Genomic DNA, 16,306 nt, shown 5'->3' on the forward strand with positions numbered 1-16,306 from the left:
ATGTCTAAAGCACAAGAAATACGAACAAAGATTGCCAGCATTAAAAATACGCAAAAAATTACGCGAGCAATGGAGCTTGTGGCAGCGAGTAAAATGCGAAAAGCGCAGGATCGCATGGCGATGTCTCGACCGTATGCTGATAAAATTCGCAAAGTCATTAGCCATGTAGCTGCAAGCCATGCTGAATACGCTCATCCTTATTTGGAACAGCGCAAAGTAACGGAGCACATAGGTTATATCATAGTGACTACGGATCGAGGCTTGTGTGGTGGGTTAAATATTAATTTATTTCAGGCCGCTGTGACGGAAATGAAAAAATGGAATGAAGAAAATATTGGAATTGATTTATGTGTTATTGGTCGAAAAGGTGAAGCCTTTTTCAGCCGTTATCGAGGCAATGTTATAGCTGTGGCAGATCATTTAGGGGATGAACCCAAAGTGCAAGATATTATCAGCTTGGTGAAAGTGATGCTGGATCGCTTTAACGACAAGAAAATTGATGCCATTTATATTGCTACCAATGAATTTGTAAATACTATGATCCAAAAACCGGTTATTCGCCAATTACTCCCCTTGGTAGCTGATAAAAAAGAAGTTGAAGAAGATTTTTGGGATTATATTTATGAGCCTGATGCCTCTAAAGAGTTATTAGAGATGTTATTAGTTCGGTATATTGAATCGCAGGTGTATCAAGCTGTCATTGAGAATATCGCTTGTGAACAAAGTGCGCGTAGGGTAGCTATGAAAAATGCGACAGAAAATGCTGGGCGATTAATCGATGAGTTACAGCTCATTTATAATAAAGTGCGTCAGGCTGGGATAACCAGGGAAATTGCGGAGATTGTCACAGGTGCTTCAGCAGTAGAATAAATTGAGAAAAAATGAGGTAACGCGAATGACAACGATTGGTACTATTACCGAAATCATTGGCGCTGTGGTTGATGTGGAATTTCCACGCAAGGCTATTCCTAAAGTCTATGATACTCTTCAGGTTAGTGATAACCAGTTGACATTGGAAGTCCAGCAGCAGCTTGGCGATGGCGTAGTCCGCACCATTGCTATTGGTACTACCGAGGGATTAAAACGAGGTATTGCTGTCGTAAATACTGGAAGGCCGATTGAGGTTCCGGTCGGGGAAAAAACGTTGGGGCGCATTATGAATGTTCTCGGTGACCCGATTGATGAAGCTGGTCCTATCAATGCGAAAGAACGGCTGCCTATCCATCGTGCGGCTCCTTCTTTCATTGAACAATCGGGAACCACCGAATTATTAGAAACCGGCATTAAAGTGATTGATTTACTATGTCCCTTCGCTAAAGGAGGTAAGGTAGGGCTCTTTGGCGGTGCAGGCGTAGGTAAAACCGTGAATATGATGGAATTAATTCGCAATATTGCTATTGAACACAGTGGTTATTCCGTTTTTGCCGGTGTAGGGGAACGGACTCGTGAAGGAAATGATTTCTATCAGGAAATGAAAGAATCCCAAGTCTTGGATAAAGTAGCCTTGGTATATGGCCAAATGAACGAGCCTCCAGGGAATAGGCTCCGAGTTGGTTTGACAGGACTTACCTTGGCGGAAGCCTTTCGGGACGAAGGTCGTGATGTGTTGTTATTTATCGATAACATTTTCCGCTACACATTAGCGGGTGTAGAAGTTTCCGCTCTTTTGGGTAGGATGCCCTCCGCAGTAGGTTACCAGCCTACTTTGGCCGAAGAGATGGGCGCGCTTCAAGAGCGAATCACATCTACTAAAACTGGTTCTATTACCTCTATCCAAGCAGTATATGTACCTGCCGATGATTTAACGGATCCTTCTCCGGCCACAACTTTTGCTCACTTAGATGCTACCGTGGTTCTTTCTCGTCAAATAGCTGAACGAGGTATTTATCCCGCAATTGATCCTCTTGATTCCACGAGTCGCCAACTTGACCCATTGATCATTGGCGAAGAGCATTATCGGGCTGCTTGCAGTGTTCAAGAAACACTCCAAAGGTACGAAGAATTAAAGGACATTATAGCTATTTTAGGAATGGATGAGCTTTCCGAAGAAGACAAGCTCTCTGTCCGTCGGGCGCGTAAAATCCAGCGCTTTTTGTCTCAACCTTTCTTTGTCGCCGAGGTATTTACAGGGGCTTCGGGTAAATACGTTTCGTTGCAGGATACCATTCGTGGGTTCAAAGGCATTATCAATGGGGAATATGACGAACTCCCTGAGCAAGCCTTTTATATGGTTGGGAGCATCGAAGAGGCGACTGAAAAGGCGAAGTCTTTATAATTATTTTCAAGGGATTTTTTGGAAACCGCCTTGCCTAAGGGCGACCTGTAGGAAGAAAAATTGCTGAGATCAGGTGTTTATGAAGAAAAGTCGTGAAATATTGATTGTTGAAAACTATGGCTAAAACAATGCAATTAGAAATCGTCTCAGCTGAGGCTGGTATATTTAGCGGCAAATTTGAGAAAATTATTGTCACGGGAAGTATGGGTGAGCTTGGTATCTACCCAGGGCATCGTCAGCTCTTAACTTCTTTGAAGCCAGGGCAAATCAGTGCTGTTTTAGAAAACGGCAAAGAAGAAGTATTTTATATATCGGGTGGAATGCTAGAAGTCCAGCCAGAGATCGTTACAGTTTTGGCAGATACAGCTTTACGTGCTGCTGATTTGAATGAAGCTGCTGTGATCGCCGCTAAAGAAGAAGCAGAGTGCCGATTAAGTGAGCAAAAGGCAGGAATTGAATATTCACGCGCAATGACGGAGCTCGCAGAAGCTGCCGCTCAGTTGCGTGCCATCCAGATGATTCGCAAACGCGCAAAAGGTTAAAGGATTTATAATGAGAGATTTTGAATGGGGTTAAGCATCGTCATTTTAGCAGCCGGCAAAGGAAAGCGAATGACTTCGAATATTCCTAAGGTCTTACATTCCTTGGCTGGCGTCCCCCTTTTAGAACGGGTAGTAAAGACGGCGCAAACTTTAAATGCTGATACAATTTATGTAGTCTATGGAAATGGAGGAAAGCAGGTCCGAGAAAAATTGGGTTATTTACTAGTTAATTGGGTCGAACAAGAAAAACAATTAGGCACAGGTCATGCTCTGCTACAAGCTATCTCCTTTTGTCATGATGACGATCAAGTTCTTGTTCTGTATGGAGATGTTCCACTTATTTCTTCTCAAACTCTCATGGGTTTATTACAAAACACACCCCCTAACGGGCTAGGATTAGTTGTTGCTGAATTACCGGATCCTCATGGGTTTGGACGAATTATTCGTGATGAATACGAAAATATCATTAGCATTGTGGAGCATAGAGATGCGAATGACCAACAACGAAAAATATGTGAAATTAATACCGGTATTCTGACTGCTTCGGCGAAGAATTTAAAAAACTGGTTACCCCGCCTAACTAACAACAATTGCCAACAAGAATACTACCTCACCGATACGGTGGCTTTAGCAGTCGCTGCAGGTTGTCCCGTGAAAAGTGTTAAGACCCCTTTTCATGAAGAAGTACAAGGTGTTAATGATCGTTGGCAATTAATTCATTTGGAGCGTTATTATCAGCGCTTAATGGTCCAGAAATTAGCCTTGAATGGGGTAACGATTGCTGATCCGGACCGAATAGATATTCGAGGTGAAAAGATTCAGGTCAGTCACGATGTTTTTATTGACGTTAATGTAGTTTTGGAAGGAGAAATTCAATTGGGAGCCAATGTGAGAATCGGCCCCAACGTTATTTTAAAGAACGTTATTATTGGTAATGATACGGAAATTCACGCAAATAGTATCATCGAAGGTGCCAGCATTGCAGCCCATTGTAGCGTCGGCCCATTTGCTCGCATTCGATCTGACAGTATTTTGGAAAAAGGAGCTAAAGTAGGAAATTTTGTAGAAATAAAAAAAACAATTTTGGGACCCAATAGCAAAGCCAACCATTTAACCTATCTCGGCGATGCTTCCATCGGCAAAAATGTTAATATTGGTGCCGGGACAATTACTTGTAATTACGATGGAGTTAATAAATGGGAAACTAAAATTGAAGATGGCGCTTTCATCGGCTCGAATACCTCTCTTGTTGCACCCATAATTATAGGAGAAGAAGCCACCATTGGAGCCGGTTCCACAATCACCCAAAATGCCCCTCCTCATCAACTGACCCTAGCTCGCAAACGCCAGCGCACCATTGAAGGTTGGCGCCGTGCGAAAGAATCCCAAGAGAATACTTCAGAAGATCATTCCTCTGAATAAAGATTTGCTCTAATAAATAGAGCATGGTAGATTTTTTTTGGATTGGCAGGAAGAAATATTTCTTTTATCAAATTAATCTAAAAAAACTTCTAAAAAATTAACTTACACCTATATATTTTTTAAAAAAATTTCAAATTAACGTGTCGTGAGGCAAACATCAATTCCATAACTTTTTTAAGGATGGGTTAAGGCTAGATAGATAATTTATTTTTTCTGAAAATATAAAGGATAAAAAATCATCTGTCGATTTTTCTCCGAGAAAATTTTTATCGCTCCGGCCAAGAAAAATCCAGATAATGCCATCCATTCCCCGGTAACACAATTTTAGATCAATTATTTCTCTATACTCAAGAACATCTATATATTTTGGTAATCTTAGAGAAGATGTTGGATAAGTAGTTAATTGTTTAAAATATATAAAAACCAATTTTGATTTTATTGCTTTTTTCGTCGAGCATCGTACGAATATCTGCCATTACCAAGATGATGCTGACTACGATCATTCTGTTCGTTATTTTTATGATGGTAGAACGCCTTTAAAAATTGCTGAACGTGACGGAAAAAATGGGGTGATTCGTGATTTTTTTGGGACGAGTCTGCATTTTAATTTCTATAGCAACTCTTTGGAAGCTCGAGGAGCACTTGCGCTTCATGTCCAAGAATTTGAGGATGACGTTCTATTTATGAAAAATAAAGGATACTTTGATTATTCGTTTGGTGTATCGAAGCACGGACGAGTGGAGCAATGGCTATCACAGCAGGCATTCGCAAAAGCGGTTTAACTTTAGATATTCTTTTTGAAAGTTTTTCCCATACAGGGGTGTTTAATAATCCCACCATTTCTGATTCTCTAAAAAGAAAGAAGGAACAACAATTTATTGCGCTTTATCTTTTCAAAAATACCTAAATGCATATTGCTCTTATATTTATTCGACTGCAAGAGTACTAGGTTTTTTGACGGATGTACAAACAATTGAACTTACCGAAGAGCACATCGATCGTTATATTAGAGAAATATTAGCAATTGATGATAATCATCAAAAATCGCAATTATCGGCAGAAGATATAAGCCGTCTTTATAAAAATCATTGAAATCAATGTTTCTACCTATCTTTTAAATAAGGCTAAAACTGGTGTGGAATATTATTTTTTTACTGAAAAATCTACAGGGGATTTTGTTGCCTTTTATAAAAAGTCTCTCAATTCTACATCCTTTGGGTGTTGAAGAAGCGCGTGTCACAAAAATTAAGAGGCGGATCTGACTGTCTTTGCTGTTGGACAGTGTTAAACAATTTGAGACGCTTACTCAAAAATCTCTATCCATCCCTAAAGCATATCGAAGATTTTTTTAATTCTTTACATAAGCACTTTCGTGAGCTTATTGAACATTCCTGCGCGTAAGTCAGCTGGTTTTTTATTCTTACTTGGTAAATATGAACGTGATTTGGAACGTATCTTCACATCGCCCGATAATATGGGTAAAAATTGTCGATTACTCCATTTGGTTGCCAAATTTCAACCGCCGGAAATCTTGTTAACGGTTAATAAAGAAAGTCAGTATTCAGGCTATTGATAGGATCTTAATTTTGCAAACTACTTCGGAACTTTCTAGGAAAGTAACTCCTTTGCAGGCAGTAGCTGAAAATCAACCGGCGAAAGCATTTTTGGTACTGTTAAATAAAAAAATTAGAAAGAAAATTAGTCAAAGCAAATTAGTTCGCAGTGGATGCTACCTTAAATATAGCCGATGTGGATGGTAGGAATCTACTTAGCTACGTTGTTCGCTATCAACCGGCGGAGTCCGGTTAGGGTTTTAAGTGATGCTTTCGTTAAGTAACCTGCTGAAGTGATCGAGTCATTTTTAGCTAAAGTCAGTACAAATTCTTTTGGGAAAGCGTTATTTTTAAAAAAACTCTAAATATCAAGAAGATTTTTTATGTGTCGCTTGCTGCCTGCCCTGCCAACAGAAGTATTTCTAGCATTTATAAACAAAATTAGTACAGTTATACTGGATGCAGCCTTAATTCTGCGGGCCAATGATGGAAGAATTTCCTTAATGACAGCTGCCATCTCTCAATCTGAGACCGGGTTTATGGTATTGATTGATAAAGCAACCTCTTCAGCAATTAATAAAACGCTTAACCTTATTGCTCGACAATGGATGGACCCTTTTATATGTTACATGCTGTTGCCCGCAACCAACCAGAATAAAGTTTTACCAATTTTGTAAGTAAAGCGAGTTCTGAAGCCTTGTCTTGCGCTCTGACTAAAAAAAACCAGAGGCGGCCAGACCAGTTTGGATATTTGTATAAAAGAGCAAAACTGGAATGCCACATTGCAGTTAATAAATAAGGTATCCAATGATGCATTAACGCAAGCCGTTTCCCATGGGGAATACAATATATCTTTTAAAAGCCTTATTTACTATCCTTCACGAGGCATCTCAGTTGAACTCTTTCCCCGCATTACGGGAAAAAAATTATTACGGCTATGATACGATTTTTAAAAAAACTGCAAATTTTAGCTGTAGAAAGATTTATTTGTCAGGCTAAACCCTTCAATTTAGATGGCGGTTTGTCCAGCGTACTTTTTGCCTAACCAAGAAAATCCCGATGATAGTTTAGAAATATTCACGTTACGCTTTCTATTAAGCTATGAGCCATCACCCGAATTATCCATAGAATGCTTCGCTTCTTGGAAGTGTCGAGAAATTTATATCATCAGTTTAACTAGTTTTCGTTATAATCTTCATTCGTCACAAACCATTCGCAGTATGTTGTTAGAAAATGGTCATGGGGGCATCCTATCCCGAAGAGGAAGAAAACCACGAGGTGATGCATGAGTTGTGCCAAGGCATTTGGCAAAAAGGTCTTGGTTCATTGATGGAATATCGAGCGTTACTCGCTCAAGCTCAAAACCCTTAGTTAAATCAGTTATTATTCTTGATGGATAAAATAGGGATTGTATTTAAGAGGATCTACAATTTTTCCTATCCTGAAAATTTCTTAAAAAGAATAGACAATCTAGCTACTGTTGCAGCAACAAGTAGTCTTTTAATTAAAATTGTCAAAGAAAAAAAATAGTTCACAGTTTTTAAAACGATTAAAAATCAGTTATTGTTATCAGCCTAATTTGAGAATCGAACCTCCGAAGGATGCCACCCATAAGTATCGCTATTTGACAGGTAGTTTAGAACCTCCACCGGTTCTTGTAACCTTATTAAGATTTGTAAAGGACATACACGTGAGCTATCTATGACATGGATTTCCCAAAACTTACAAACTCCTCTTTATGGAGAGTAGTGGAATAAAGAATGCTTGGTTGGGTTTGGATTTGATCGCCAAGCGTGTTGTTATTAAGGCTATGTTGTTTTCGGATAAGGGAACTTATTATCGAGATTGGATGGAAGAATACAATAAGGTTAAGTGCTATGCCGCGATTGGATAGCTCCCTTAAATTTCACAGAAGAACAAGCCTTATTTATTGGTCGTGATTCACCGCAATCGCAAAAATTGGCCAATCCAGTGCCAAACACGTGTCCAGAAAACCTTAGGCCTTACATTCCCTATTGTCTTTTATGATGCGCATCGGAATATACTCCTCCCCTACCACGAAGGAATTTTTAGAAATAGAGAAGAGAACAAAACAATCCATGTTAGGATACTTGATTTTTTTAGAAAAAAGAGTCGCTTTCTTTCTCCTCGAAAAAGCTGATCTCTGCTCGGCTCTTAGTACGAAGGTAGAGGACTGGATTAACACCAAAGCAATCTCTCTCGGAAAGCTGCTTAAGATAAAGTAAGTGTTGCAGACGCTGTTTTTTCTGTTATCACGAAAATAAAAAATGCCCCTTTCGTCTCTTTAAATCAGTCACCCCATCCAGTGAGATGGGGTAGTGAATGGGTCAGACACAGAATTTTTTAACTTTACTTGATTCATCGGAAATTTTTTCTTGTGCCTGTTTTTTTGACTAACCGAGCCTTTACTATTCCAGAGCATATAGTCCAATACTTGAGGAGTTCTCGATGGTGCGGCCCGAGGTTCGCCTAATTCTTTAATGACATCAACGGCTATCGAAGTAGGCATTGATAATATGTTTTCGACATAATTGGCAAGAGCTATAAGATCTTCTACGGGTTTTTTTTGATGGCTTGAGTCAGTCGCCTTTGATTTTAAAATAAGAGGAATTTCCACTTGTCGACTTAATTTATTTTTAAAAGTATTTAAGTAGGCGGGAATAAAGCGATAGAGACTGTTCGCAATGCTCGGGTGTAGATAAATGGGAGATAATGCTAAATCTAAAAAAATCAAATGCTAAGCGAAAATAGGCATTTGAATTAATTAGTTCTAACAAATTTTTGAGTCGCTAGCAGCCAGCTGTTCCGGGTAAAAAAGCACTGCTTATTATTACTAAAAATATGGTAGAGCAAATGCAAGTAGGGTCTGTTATTGTGAATGTGGCAGCTCCCATGGGTGGCAATTGTGAACTCATGGAAGCGGGAAAAATAATAAACCATCACGGCGTAAAAATTATTGGTCCACTCAATTTAGCCAGTGGACTAGCTCGCGATGCCAGCCAACTTTATGGAAGCAATTTAATTAATTTTCTCCAATTATTGTTAAATGAAAAAATGAAATTGCTATCGATTGGCAAGATGAAATCCTTGCTAAGAGCGTGGTTAGTAAAGGTGATAAATTATGATTGAATTAATTGCAGCTCTTTATATCGTAATGTTAGCGGCATTTGCTGGATATGAAATAATTGGGCGAGTTATGAGTATTTTACATACGCCGTTAATGTCCTAATGTCCGGAACTAATTTTATTCATGGGATTGTGTTGATCGGTGCAATGGTAGTGCTGGGAACTTCTCATACAGCAGTTATTCAAACGATCAGTTTTATTGGCGTTTTAATTGCAACCATCAATGCTGTAGTCGGCTATGTGGTCAAGCTACAAATGCTTTCTTTATTTAAAAAAGTCAGGATAAGGAAAGGTTGTGATTCATTTTATCCAGTTTGGTTATTTTTTCGCGGCTATTTTATTTCTGCTTGGATTAAAAAATGAGCTATCCTCGAATGGCTAGATTTGGTGTTGTCGTGGCTTGGATTTCTAGAAAAAGAGTGGTGATCACCGTAATGCCTCAAATTATCCCATTGTACAATGGCATAGGTTGTGGCGCGGCTAGCTGCTATCGCGGTTAGCGAAGCTTTGCACTCGGATCCTTCTTTTATCAATTTATTATTAGCACTCATTTTGGTGGACTGATCGGCATGATCGCCTTTAGTGGAATCTTAGTAGCTTTTACCAAACTCCAAGGTGTTATTCCGAAAACTATTACTCTCCTATTCCACAATGTAAGGATGGCAGTTTTAGGATTAATTATATTAGGTCTTTATAGGGGTAATTCTTTTTTATTTATTCAGAAAATTATTCTTTATTGGCTATTTATTTCGGTTTGTTATTTTTGTACGGCCTCTTTATGACGCTGCCGATTGGTGGCGCCAATATGCCCGTGGTAATTTCATTGTTTAATTCAATGAGAGGTTTAGCAGTTGCTTTTAAAGGCTTTGTTTTAAGCAATCCATTAATGATACTGGCTGGCATAGTGGTTGGAGCGTTGGGAACCTTGTTAACTTGATTAATGGCTAAGGACATTAATCAATCGGTAAGAGCTATTTTATTAACGCCATATTGAGAAGCCAGCGAAACAGATCAAGCTATTGAGGGAACCTCGAAGCTGATCAATGTAACCGATGCGCTAGTAATGTTAGGGAGTAATGTTAGGGAGTAATGTTAGGGAGTAATGTTAGGGAGTAATGTTAGGGAGTAATGTTAGCGTATTCCAAAAAATCATTATCGTTTCTATAGTATGACAGTCTAGTATGACAGTCGCTCAAGCCCAAAATAAAGTCTGGGAATTAGCAAAACTTTTGATGGATCAATATATTCAAGTTAAATTTGCTATTCACCCTATCGCGGGTCGCATTCTGGGTCATATGAACGTGTTAGCGGAAGCAGGTGTGTGCCCTATGATTACGTCTTCACCATGGATGAAATTAATGAAGAATTTGCCACGACGGATGTGGCTGTGGTCATTGGCGCCAACTACATCGTTAATCCCGTTACCAGTCAATCGCCTGACAGCCAACTCTACGGCTTACCCGTACTTCACGTCGAACGGGCCAAAAACGGTGATCGTAATTAAACGGGGTGAAGGCCGAGGCTTTTCTGGGGTTGAGAATGGGCTTTTTTATATGGATCACATCTGAATGTTATATGGCAATGCCAAAACAGTGATGGGCAAACTAATTCGAGCAGTGATAGCAGATTAATGAGAACATTTATAGAGTACGCCCTTTTGTCATTAAGCTTCTTTTTGCCAATTTCCATCTGTGCAGATTAACGTCGCACCAGAGGCGTCACTCCTGTTTGTTGCCTGAAGGACATTATTATTAATTAGAGAATCTTCAACAAGAGGCAGTATCAAAACGCATCCAGAGCTGTCTTCGCCGACGTGACAGCGGTAGTGGTATTCGCTATAAAGCTGGCAATCATAGCCAGTCCCTATCTTCTCCTCAAGCAATCATAATCGGCAAGAACCGGAATAACTCCAAGAGAAACTAAAAATCCCATACTTATACTTACAAAAATAAATTTTTTATACTTTTTTATAAGGAATTTCTAGAGAGATTGGCATTTAAAATGCTTTAGGAGATCATTAATTTCTAGGTCTTTTACACTCAATCGCTTTATTCTTTAGGGCAAGTGTACTGTCTACTATTTTTTCCCAGTTCAATGTAGAAGCACATTATGAAAAGAGAACTGGCATAATAGTCCCTTACTACGAGTTCTCTTCAATAGAGCATGATTTGAGCGCAATATCTACGATCGAATCTAGAATCGACTGTGATTGTGGGTGGTACCTGTACCTGGCTCCGCAGGTTCCGTAGCAGATTCCTGAACAACTGTCCGGCGGGTCAATAGTTATGTCAGGTTTTCCAGATATAGAATATGGCTTGGATTAAGGTAGAGGATATTTTAAGTCTCCAAAGTGACCTTGCAATAAACTCAAAGCAGTTACTGTCGCCGTTTCGGTACGTAAGACCCGGGGTCCGAGATACAAACGGATAAAATTGTTGGCCACTGCTTGGTGAACTTCATCCTCACTTAATCCTCGCTACTTAATCCTCGCTCAGGACCGATCAAGATCGTAACCCGCTCAATATTTTGGCTAAAATTAGAAAGTGTTTTTTGACCACTTAAGTCGAAAACAAAAGAGATCCCGTCTCGTTTTTGCTATAGCCAGTTATTTAAATGTTGCGGCTGATTTATTTCAGGAAGGTGAGCTCGACCCAATTGTTCGCAGGCACTTATTACTACCCCCTCCAAATGTGAAAATCGCCGCCCTACTTTTGCACTCCGGTCAGTGATCAAAGGGGTAATACGTTTGACTCCCAGTTCAACAGCTTTTTGTAAAACGTAATACATTTTATCGCTGTGGGAAATTCCTTGACCAAGTTCGATAAATAAAGGTGATTCGGTAGAGGCTGCGTACTGACTTTGAATGGCTACCTCTATCTGTTTTTTCTGAATGTGTACAATTTCCGCTTTGTAATCATGACCATCGCAATTAAATAAAACAATCATCCATCCTTCTTTGACACGCAATACATTCAACAAATAGTGACAATTACGTGAATCTAAAGCAATCGTCGTGTTTATTTTTAATTCTTCATGGTAAAATTTCCGAGGAATTCGCGTAAATTACTCAACTTACCAGAAATTTTCTTTCTATTATAGCATTTTATCCCCTTTAAGAACGCTGTATAATATCGTCGATGAATAAAATGAATGTTGAAATTGATCTACCCCAATTCAGTTCTATTGTGCTTAGTGATGTCGAAGAATCGCTGGATCAATTGCTGAGTAAAAGTCGAGGCAAAATCGAACAACTTGTCGTGTCAGGGAAAAATTATACTTGGCAAACTTTAATGCAACCTTTAGAAGATATTAACGATCAATTACATTGTTATTGGGCGCCCATTAGTCATCTCAATGCAGTTGTCAATTCTCCACTTTTGCGAGAAGTTTACCATGCATGTCTTCCTAAATTATCGAAATATACTACCGAAATTAGTCATCATTATGGTCTTTATCAAGCCATTCAATCGCTAGCCGATGGTATCGAATACCAAAAATTAAATAAAGCACAGCGCAAAGTTGTCGATAATGAAATTCATAACTTTAAATTAGCTGGCATTAGTTTGCCGCCTGAAAAAAAACAGCGTTTTGCAGAATTAGCAGAAACATTGTCACAACTTCAAAATAAATTTGAAGAAAATTTATTAGATGCTACTCAGGGGTGGTTTAAACAGGTTACAGATGAAAATGAACTGCGTGGTTTGCCACCTCATGCAATAACGCTGGCTCATCAAACAGCGGCACAACGCGAATTAGAGGGTTGGATATTTACGTTAGAAATTCCTTCTTATTTGGCTGTTATGACATATGCGAATTCTCGAGCATTACGACAAGAAATGTTGACGGCTTTTGTCACTCGTGCATCAGATCAGGGTCCCAATGCGGGAAAATGGGATAATACACAAGTAATAGAAAAAATTCTTAATGCTCGTTTGGAATTGGCGCAATTGCTTGATTTTAGAAATTTTGCTCAATATTCTCTAGAAACGAAGATGGTTAAGGAGCCCAAAAAAGTTCTCGAATTTTTAAATCAATTGGTAAAGGCCTCGCTTCCAAAAGCAAAGGAAGAGTTTAAAGAACTTTGTGAATTTGCAAGAAAAAATCTAGGAATTAAAAAATTAGAATCATGGGATATTGCATATACAGCTGAAAAATTATGTCAGCAGAGGTACGCTATTTCTCAAGAAGATTTGCGACCATATTTTCCAGAGGCACAAGTGGTTCAAGGGCTATTTAATGTCGTAAATCGTTTATTTCAGATCTCTGTAAGGCTGATGGTCGATGTAGATATTTGGCATCCCGATGTGCGCTGCTATGCGGTGTATGATGCACAAGATCAATTGCGCGGTTATTTTTATTTTGATCTTTATGCTCGTGAAAATAAGCGAGGTGGTGCGTGGATGGATGATCCTCGTTTAAGACGCCGATTATCCAATAGAGAAGTGCAACTTCCCGTAGCTTTTGTTAACTGTAATTTTAATCCGCCGGTAGCTAATCACCCTGCTCTCTTTAGTCATGACGAAGTGGTGACATTATTTCATGAATTTGGCCACGCGATTCAGCATATGCTTACTAAAATCGATTACGCAGAGGTTTCAGGAATTCATGGAATTCCCTGGGATGCTGTGGAATTAGCAAGTCAATTTTTAGAAAATTGGGCGTGGCAAAAAGAATCACTACTTATGCTCGCCAAGCATTATCAAACTGGTGAACCTTTGCCTGATGAATTATTTCAGAGAATGCATAAAGCGCGAAATTTTCAAGCAGCGATGCAAATGATACGTCAATTGGAATTCGCTTTATTTGATATGCGATTGCATATGGAATTTGATCTTTCTATAAAAAACCAAGTACAAAAACTTCTCGACGAAGTTCGTCAAGAAGTTTGTGTTGTTCCTATAGCGGCATTTAATCGATTTCAAAACAGTTTTTCTCACATTTTTTCGGGGAGTTACGCAGCAGGCTATTATAGTTATAAATGGGCGGAAGTAATGGCTGCCGATGCATTTTCGCTTTTCCAAGAGAAAGGAATATTTAACTCCCATAGCGCACAACAGTTTTTAACTTATATCTTAGAGCCAGGTGGTTCTGAAGAGCCCATGCATTTATTCAAAGCTTTTCGTGGACGAGAGCCAAAAATAGAAGCTTTATTACACCAAAAAGGTATTAAGCCTTCTTAGAAAGCTATAAGTAGCAAAAATTATGTTATATTTACAAGGACTTGGTCATTATCATCCCCTAAATGTCATAGATAACGCTTTTTTTAGAATCCTTAAATTATTAATACAAATAATGAATGGATTATAGATCGTGTTAGCATTCGCGAGCGGCGGACTGCATTTTCATTAAGTTATATTAAAAACACCTACAATAAAAATCCAATTGAGGCATATTATTCACCTCGAAGAACCACATCTTCAAGGTGCTGTAAAAGCTATTAATCAAGCGCTAGATCGAGAGATCGAGCAGGTATTAGTCCGAAGCAGGTGGAATTGATTGTATTGGGTGGTAGTGTATTTCAATACAACAATCTGGCTAATGCGAATATAATTGCTCATGCGTTAGGCGTTCAAGCAATGAGTCTGTATATCAATACCGGTTTTTCTTCTTTTACAATGCAATTACATTATTTAAGTCATTTGGATTTGATGGCTTTACCTGAATACACTGTTGTTAATCTCGAATTTTTAAAAAGTTTTGTCGATTTTTCGAATGGCTGATCTGCCGTGTTGTTTGGAGATTCTGTAGGTGCTGCTGTGTGTATTTAAGAAAATATATAAAAGTGTGCATGATGGTGTTTAAGAGATTCTTTTATTGGTTAGAATCCATTAGATTGGGAGGGAGCTGATGACAGCTAGAATTAGGGGACGTTTTACTCAAGGAGAGCCTCACGTTTAGCGCTTTACCATTACAAAAACCTGCCAAACGCTCACGCATTTAATAGAGCGCAATCAAGTGGAAGAGGATAAAGTCTATTTTATTGGACATCAATCTAACTTGCTTGTTCTTCAATCGGTTGTTTCTGGGGTGGGTATTTCACCAACTCAACATCTTTACAATATCGATCGGTTTGGCAATTGTGGGGCAGCACAGGCGCACCGGTAGTATTTTCTCAGCACTGGGAATCATTTAGAGCTGGCTGATCAAGTTGCTCTTTGTACCGTTGGCTCTGGGTTAATTTGGGGCAGTTTGCTTTTTGAAAAATGTGAGTAGTTATAAAAATCAGTTACGAATCGTTCAAAAATAAAAAAACGTTTTCATAAATGGAAATGGTCGCATTAACATTGGGTCACTTAATTGAAGACTTGCCCGCCGAGGGAATTCCTGCCCTTCTGGGACCGCCTCTCTTAATGGTAGATCGAATTATCGAAGTCGAGCATCGCAGAAGTCATAGCAAAATTATTGCAGAATCCGATGTTCATTTAGACGATTGGTTTTTTTAATATCATTTCCATCACTATCCTGTTCAGCCAGGATTTTTAGGTGTCGATGAGATTTGGCAATTATTAGGGTCTTTACATTGTACTTCGAGGAGGAGTGGGATCTGGACGCGCATTAGGCGCCAAAGAAATTGATTTTTTTGGCAGATTAGAGCGCATAACAAAGTCGTTCGCTATGAAGTGGCAATTCGCCGTTATTCTCATTTAGCACAGCAGGGTGTTTTGTTAGTGTTGGGTGAGGGGAATGTCTTCGTAGAAGATAAACACGTCTGTAGATGATGAACACGTCTATAAAATTACTGAGGTAAAAGTGTGTTCATTCTTATAATATTTGTTATGAAGATTAACCCTTAAAATCCAAAAGGGCCATAGGAGGGTGTGATGAGGCTACAATCGGAGAGTGGGAGTGAGCTGATAGAAACAGAAACGCTTATACAGCCTTTTACTTCAGCTGAATTAGTAGAGGCGCTGCCTCATCAAAAGCTGCTCCTTCAGTTTGTTGATAAAATTTTATTAGTTAATGACGATTATATTGAGGGGAAATATAAATTTAAACTAACAGAATCTTTTTATTCGGGACATTTTCTAAGGACATTTTTGCAGAAATCCAGTAACTCCTGGCGTAATTTTATTAGAATCCCTTCCTTAAGTTGGTATAGTGGCATTTACCCTTTACTTATTCCTTTACTTATTATTAAAAGAATATAAAAGGCCTTAAAAAAATTGCTGGCTCTTTTTACCGAAGCCAACGTTGGATTCTTATCGCCAACACATCCGGGTGATACTATTCATATTCGAGCAGAAAAATAGATGTGGTGCCGAAAAAAATAAGACGTCACGCCCAAGCTTAGAATTCTGAAAGACGCCTTGTGTGTCAAGGCGAAATAGCAGGGATAGGAGCACCAATCGAATGAGTCATTCAGTTGC

General features: G+C 39.0%; 17 protein-coding genes and 4 pseudogenes. 18 read left to right on the forward strand and 3 right to left on the reverse strand.

Annotation, left to right across the window (positions count from 1 at the left end; genetic code table 11):
• The 9 genes from atpG (at position 1) to CleRt_RS12805 (ending at position 7,163) form a co-directional block, all read left to right on the forward strand.
• Positions 1–870 carry a F0F1 ATP synthase subunit gamma gene (gene atpG / locus CleRt_RS00185; protein WP_048874757.1) on the forward strand — a complete coding sequence of 290 codons (870 nt, stop codon included), beginning with the start codon at positions 1–3 and terminating at the stop codon, positions 868–870.
• A 25-nt stretch (positions 871–895) separates the two neighbouring features.
• Positions 896–2,275, forward strand: a complete 1,380-nt coding sequence (atpD, locus tag CleRt_RS00190; RefSeq protein ID WP_048875739.1) for a F0F1 ATP synthase subunit beta — start codon at positions 896–898, stop codon at positions 2,273–2,275.
• A 116-nt stretch (positions 2,276–2,391) separates the two neighbouring features.
• Complete coding sequence (locus tag CleRt_RS00195; protein WP_048874758.1) at positions 2,392–2,817, forward strand: F0F1 ATP synthase subunit epsilon; 426 nt, start codon at positions 2,392–2,394, stop codon at positions 2,815–2,817.
• Between the two features lie 24 nt (positions 2,818–2,841).
• On the forward strand, positions 2,842–4,239 hold the full coding sequence (glmU, locus tag CleRt_RS00200; protein ID WP_048874759.1) for a bifunctional UDP-N-acetylglucosamine diphosphorylase/glucosamine-1-phosphate N-acetyltransferase GlmU: 1,398 nt from the start codon (positions 2,842–2,844) through the stop codon (positions 4,237–4,239).
• Between the two features lie 745 nt (positions 4,240–4,984).
• Positions 4,985–5,146, forward strand: a complete 162-nt coding sequence (locus CleRt_RS09540) for a hypothetical protein (RefSeq protein WP_157870737.1) — start codon at positions 4,985–4,987, stop codon at positions 5,144–5,146.
• A 47-nt stretch (positions 5,147–5,193) separates the two neighbouring features.
• A complete protein-coding gene (locus CleRt_RS09545; protein WP_157870738.1) occupies positions 5,194–5,331 on the forward strand; it encodes a hypothetical protein in 138 nt (45 codons plus the stop codon).
• Positions 5,332–5,611: 280 nt separating this feature from the next.
• Positions 5,612–5,812 carry a hypothetical protein gene (locus CleRt_RS00205; RefSeq protein ID WP_048874760.1) on the forward strand — a complete coding sequence of 67 codons (201 nt, stop codon included), beginning with the start codon at positions 5,612–5,614 and terminating at the stop codon, positions 5,810–5,812.
• A gap of 363 nt (positions 5,813–6,175) precedes the next feature.
• Complete coding sequence (locus CleRt_RS00210) at positions 6,176–6,469, forward strand: hypothetical protein (RefSeq protein ID WP_048874761.1); 294 nt, start codon at positions 6,176–6,178, stop codon at positions 6,467–6,469.
• 562 nt (positions 6,470–7,031) lie between these two features.
• Entirely contained in the window at positions 7,032–7,163 is a 132-nt protein-coding gene (locus tag CleRt_RS12805; RefSeq protein ID WP_306686708.1) for a hypothetical protein, read from the forward strand.
• Between the two features lie 943 nt (positions 7,164–8,106).
• Here the strand turns inward: CleRt_RS12805 and CleRt_RS00225 are convergent.
• Positions 8,107–8,547 carry a hypothetical protein gene (locus tag CleRt_RS00225; protein ID WP_048874764.1) on the reverse strand — a complete coding sequence of 147 codons (441 nt, stop codon included), beginning with the start codon at positions 8,545–8,547 and terminating at the stop codon, positions 8,107–8,109.
• A gap of 65 nt (positions 8,548–8,612) precedes the next feature.
• Here CleRt_RS00225 and CleRt_RS00230 point away from each other — a divergent pair.
• From CleRt_RS00230 to CleRt_RS14465, 4 genes and pseudogenes are all read left to right on the forward strand, one after another.
• Positions 8,613–8,926, forward strand: a pseudogene (locus tag CleRt_RS00230) (NAD(P)(+) transhydrogenase (Re/Si-specific) subunit alpha); the annotation flags it as partial.
• Between the two features lie 8 nt (positions 8,927–8,934).
• Positions 8,935–9,238: pseudogene (locus tag CleRt_RS00235) on the forward strand (NAD(P) transhydrogenase subunit alpha part 2).
• Positions 9,239–9,675: 437 nt separating this feature from the next.
• Positions 9,676–9,876 carry an NAD(P)(+) transhydrogenase (Re/Si-specific) subunit beta gene (locus CleRt_RS10880; protein WP_053097804.1) on the forward strand — a complete coding sequence of 67 codons (201 nt, stop codon included), beginning with the start codon at positions 9,676–9,678 and terminating at the stop codon, positions 9,874–9,876.
• 384 nt (positions 9,877–10,260) lie between these two features.
• Entirely contained in the window at positions 10,261–10,443 is a 183-nt protein-coding gene (locus CleRt_RS14465; protein ID WP_306686709.1) for an NAD(P)(+) transhydrogenase (Re/Si-specific) subunit beta, read from the forward strand.
• Between the two features lie 816 nt (positions 10,444–11,259).
• Here the strand turns inward: CleRt_RS14465 and CleRt_RS12810 are convergent.
• Together CleRt_RS12810 and CleRt_RS12815 are read right to left on the reverse strand one after the other, a co-directional pair.
• A pseudogene (locus tag CleRt_RS12810) lies at positions 11,260–11,403 on the reverse strand (16S rRNA (uracil(1498)-N(3))-methyltransferase); the annotation flags it as partial.
• Positions 11,404–11,534: 131 nt separating this feature from the next.
• The gene (locus tag CleRt_RS12815) at positions 11,535–11,993 is read right to left on the reverse strand and encodes an RsmE family RNA methyltransferase (protein ID WP_306686876.1); all 459 of its coding nucleotides are present in this window, start codon (positions 11,991–11,993) and stop codon (positions 11,535–11,537) included.
• Positions 11,994–12,085: 92 nt separating this feature from the next.
• On the opposite strand from CleRt_RS12815, the gene CleRt_RS00250 reads away from it, so the two are divergent.
• The 5 genes and pseudogenes from CleRt_RS00250 (at position 12,086) to CleRt_RS00265 (ending at position 16,087) form a co-directional block, all read left to right on the forward strand.
• Entirely contained in the window at positions 12,086–14,119 is a 2,034-nt protein-coding gene (locus CleRt_RS00250) for a M3 family metallopeptidase (protein WP_235379054.1), read from the forward strand.
• A gap of 306 nt (positions 14,120–14,425) precedes the next feature.
• Positions 14,426–14,659: a hypothetical protein gene (locus CleRt_RS10890; RefSeq protein WP_048874767.1), complete on the forward strand. Its 234-nt coding sequence runs from the start codon at positions 14,426–14,428 to the stop codon at positions 14,657–14,659.
• 235 nt (positions 14,660–14,894) lie between these two features.
• The gene (locus CleRt_RS10895) at positions 14,895–15,044 is read left to right on the forward strand and encodes a 3-oxoacyl-[acyl-carrier-protein] synthase III C-terminal domain-containing protein (RefSeq protein ID WP_235379056.1); all 150 of its coding nucleotides are present in this window, start codon (positions 14,895–14,897) and stop codon (positions 15,042–15,044) included.
• 164 nt (positions 15,045–15,208) lie between these two features.
• A pseudogene (locus tag CleRt_RS10900) lies at positions 15,209–15,514 on the forward strand (hotdog family protein).
• Positions 15,515–15,757: 243 nt separating this feature from the next.
• Positions 15,758–16,087, forward strand: coding sequence for a hypothetical protein (locus CleRt_RS00265; RefSeq protein WP_157870741.1), 330 nt, complete (start codon positions 15,758–15,760; stop codon positions 16,085–16,087).
• Positions 16,088–16,306 lie beyond the last annotated feature (219 nt).

This window comes from Candidatus Coxiella mudrowiae, from assembly GCA_001077715.1.
GTDB lineage: Bacteria > Pseudomonadota > Gammaproteobacteria > Coxiellales > Coxiellaceae > Coxiella > Coxiella mudrowiae.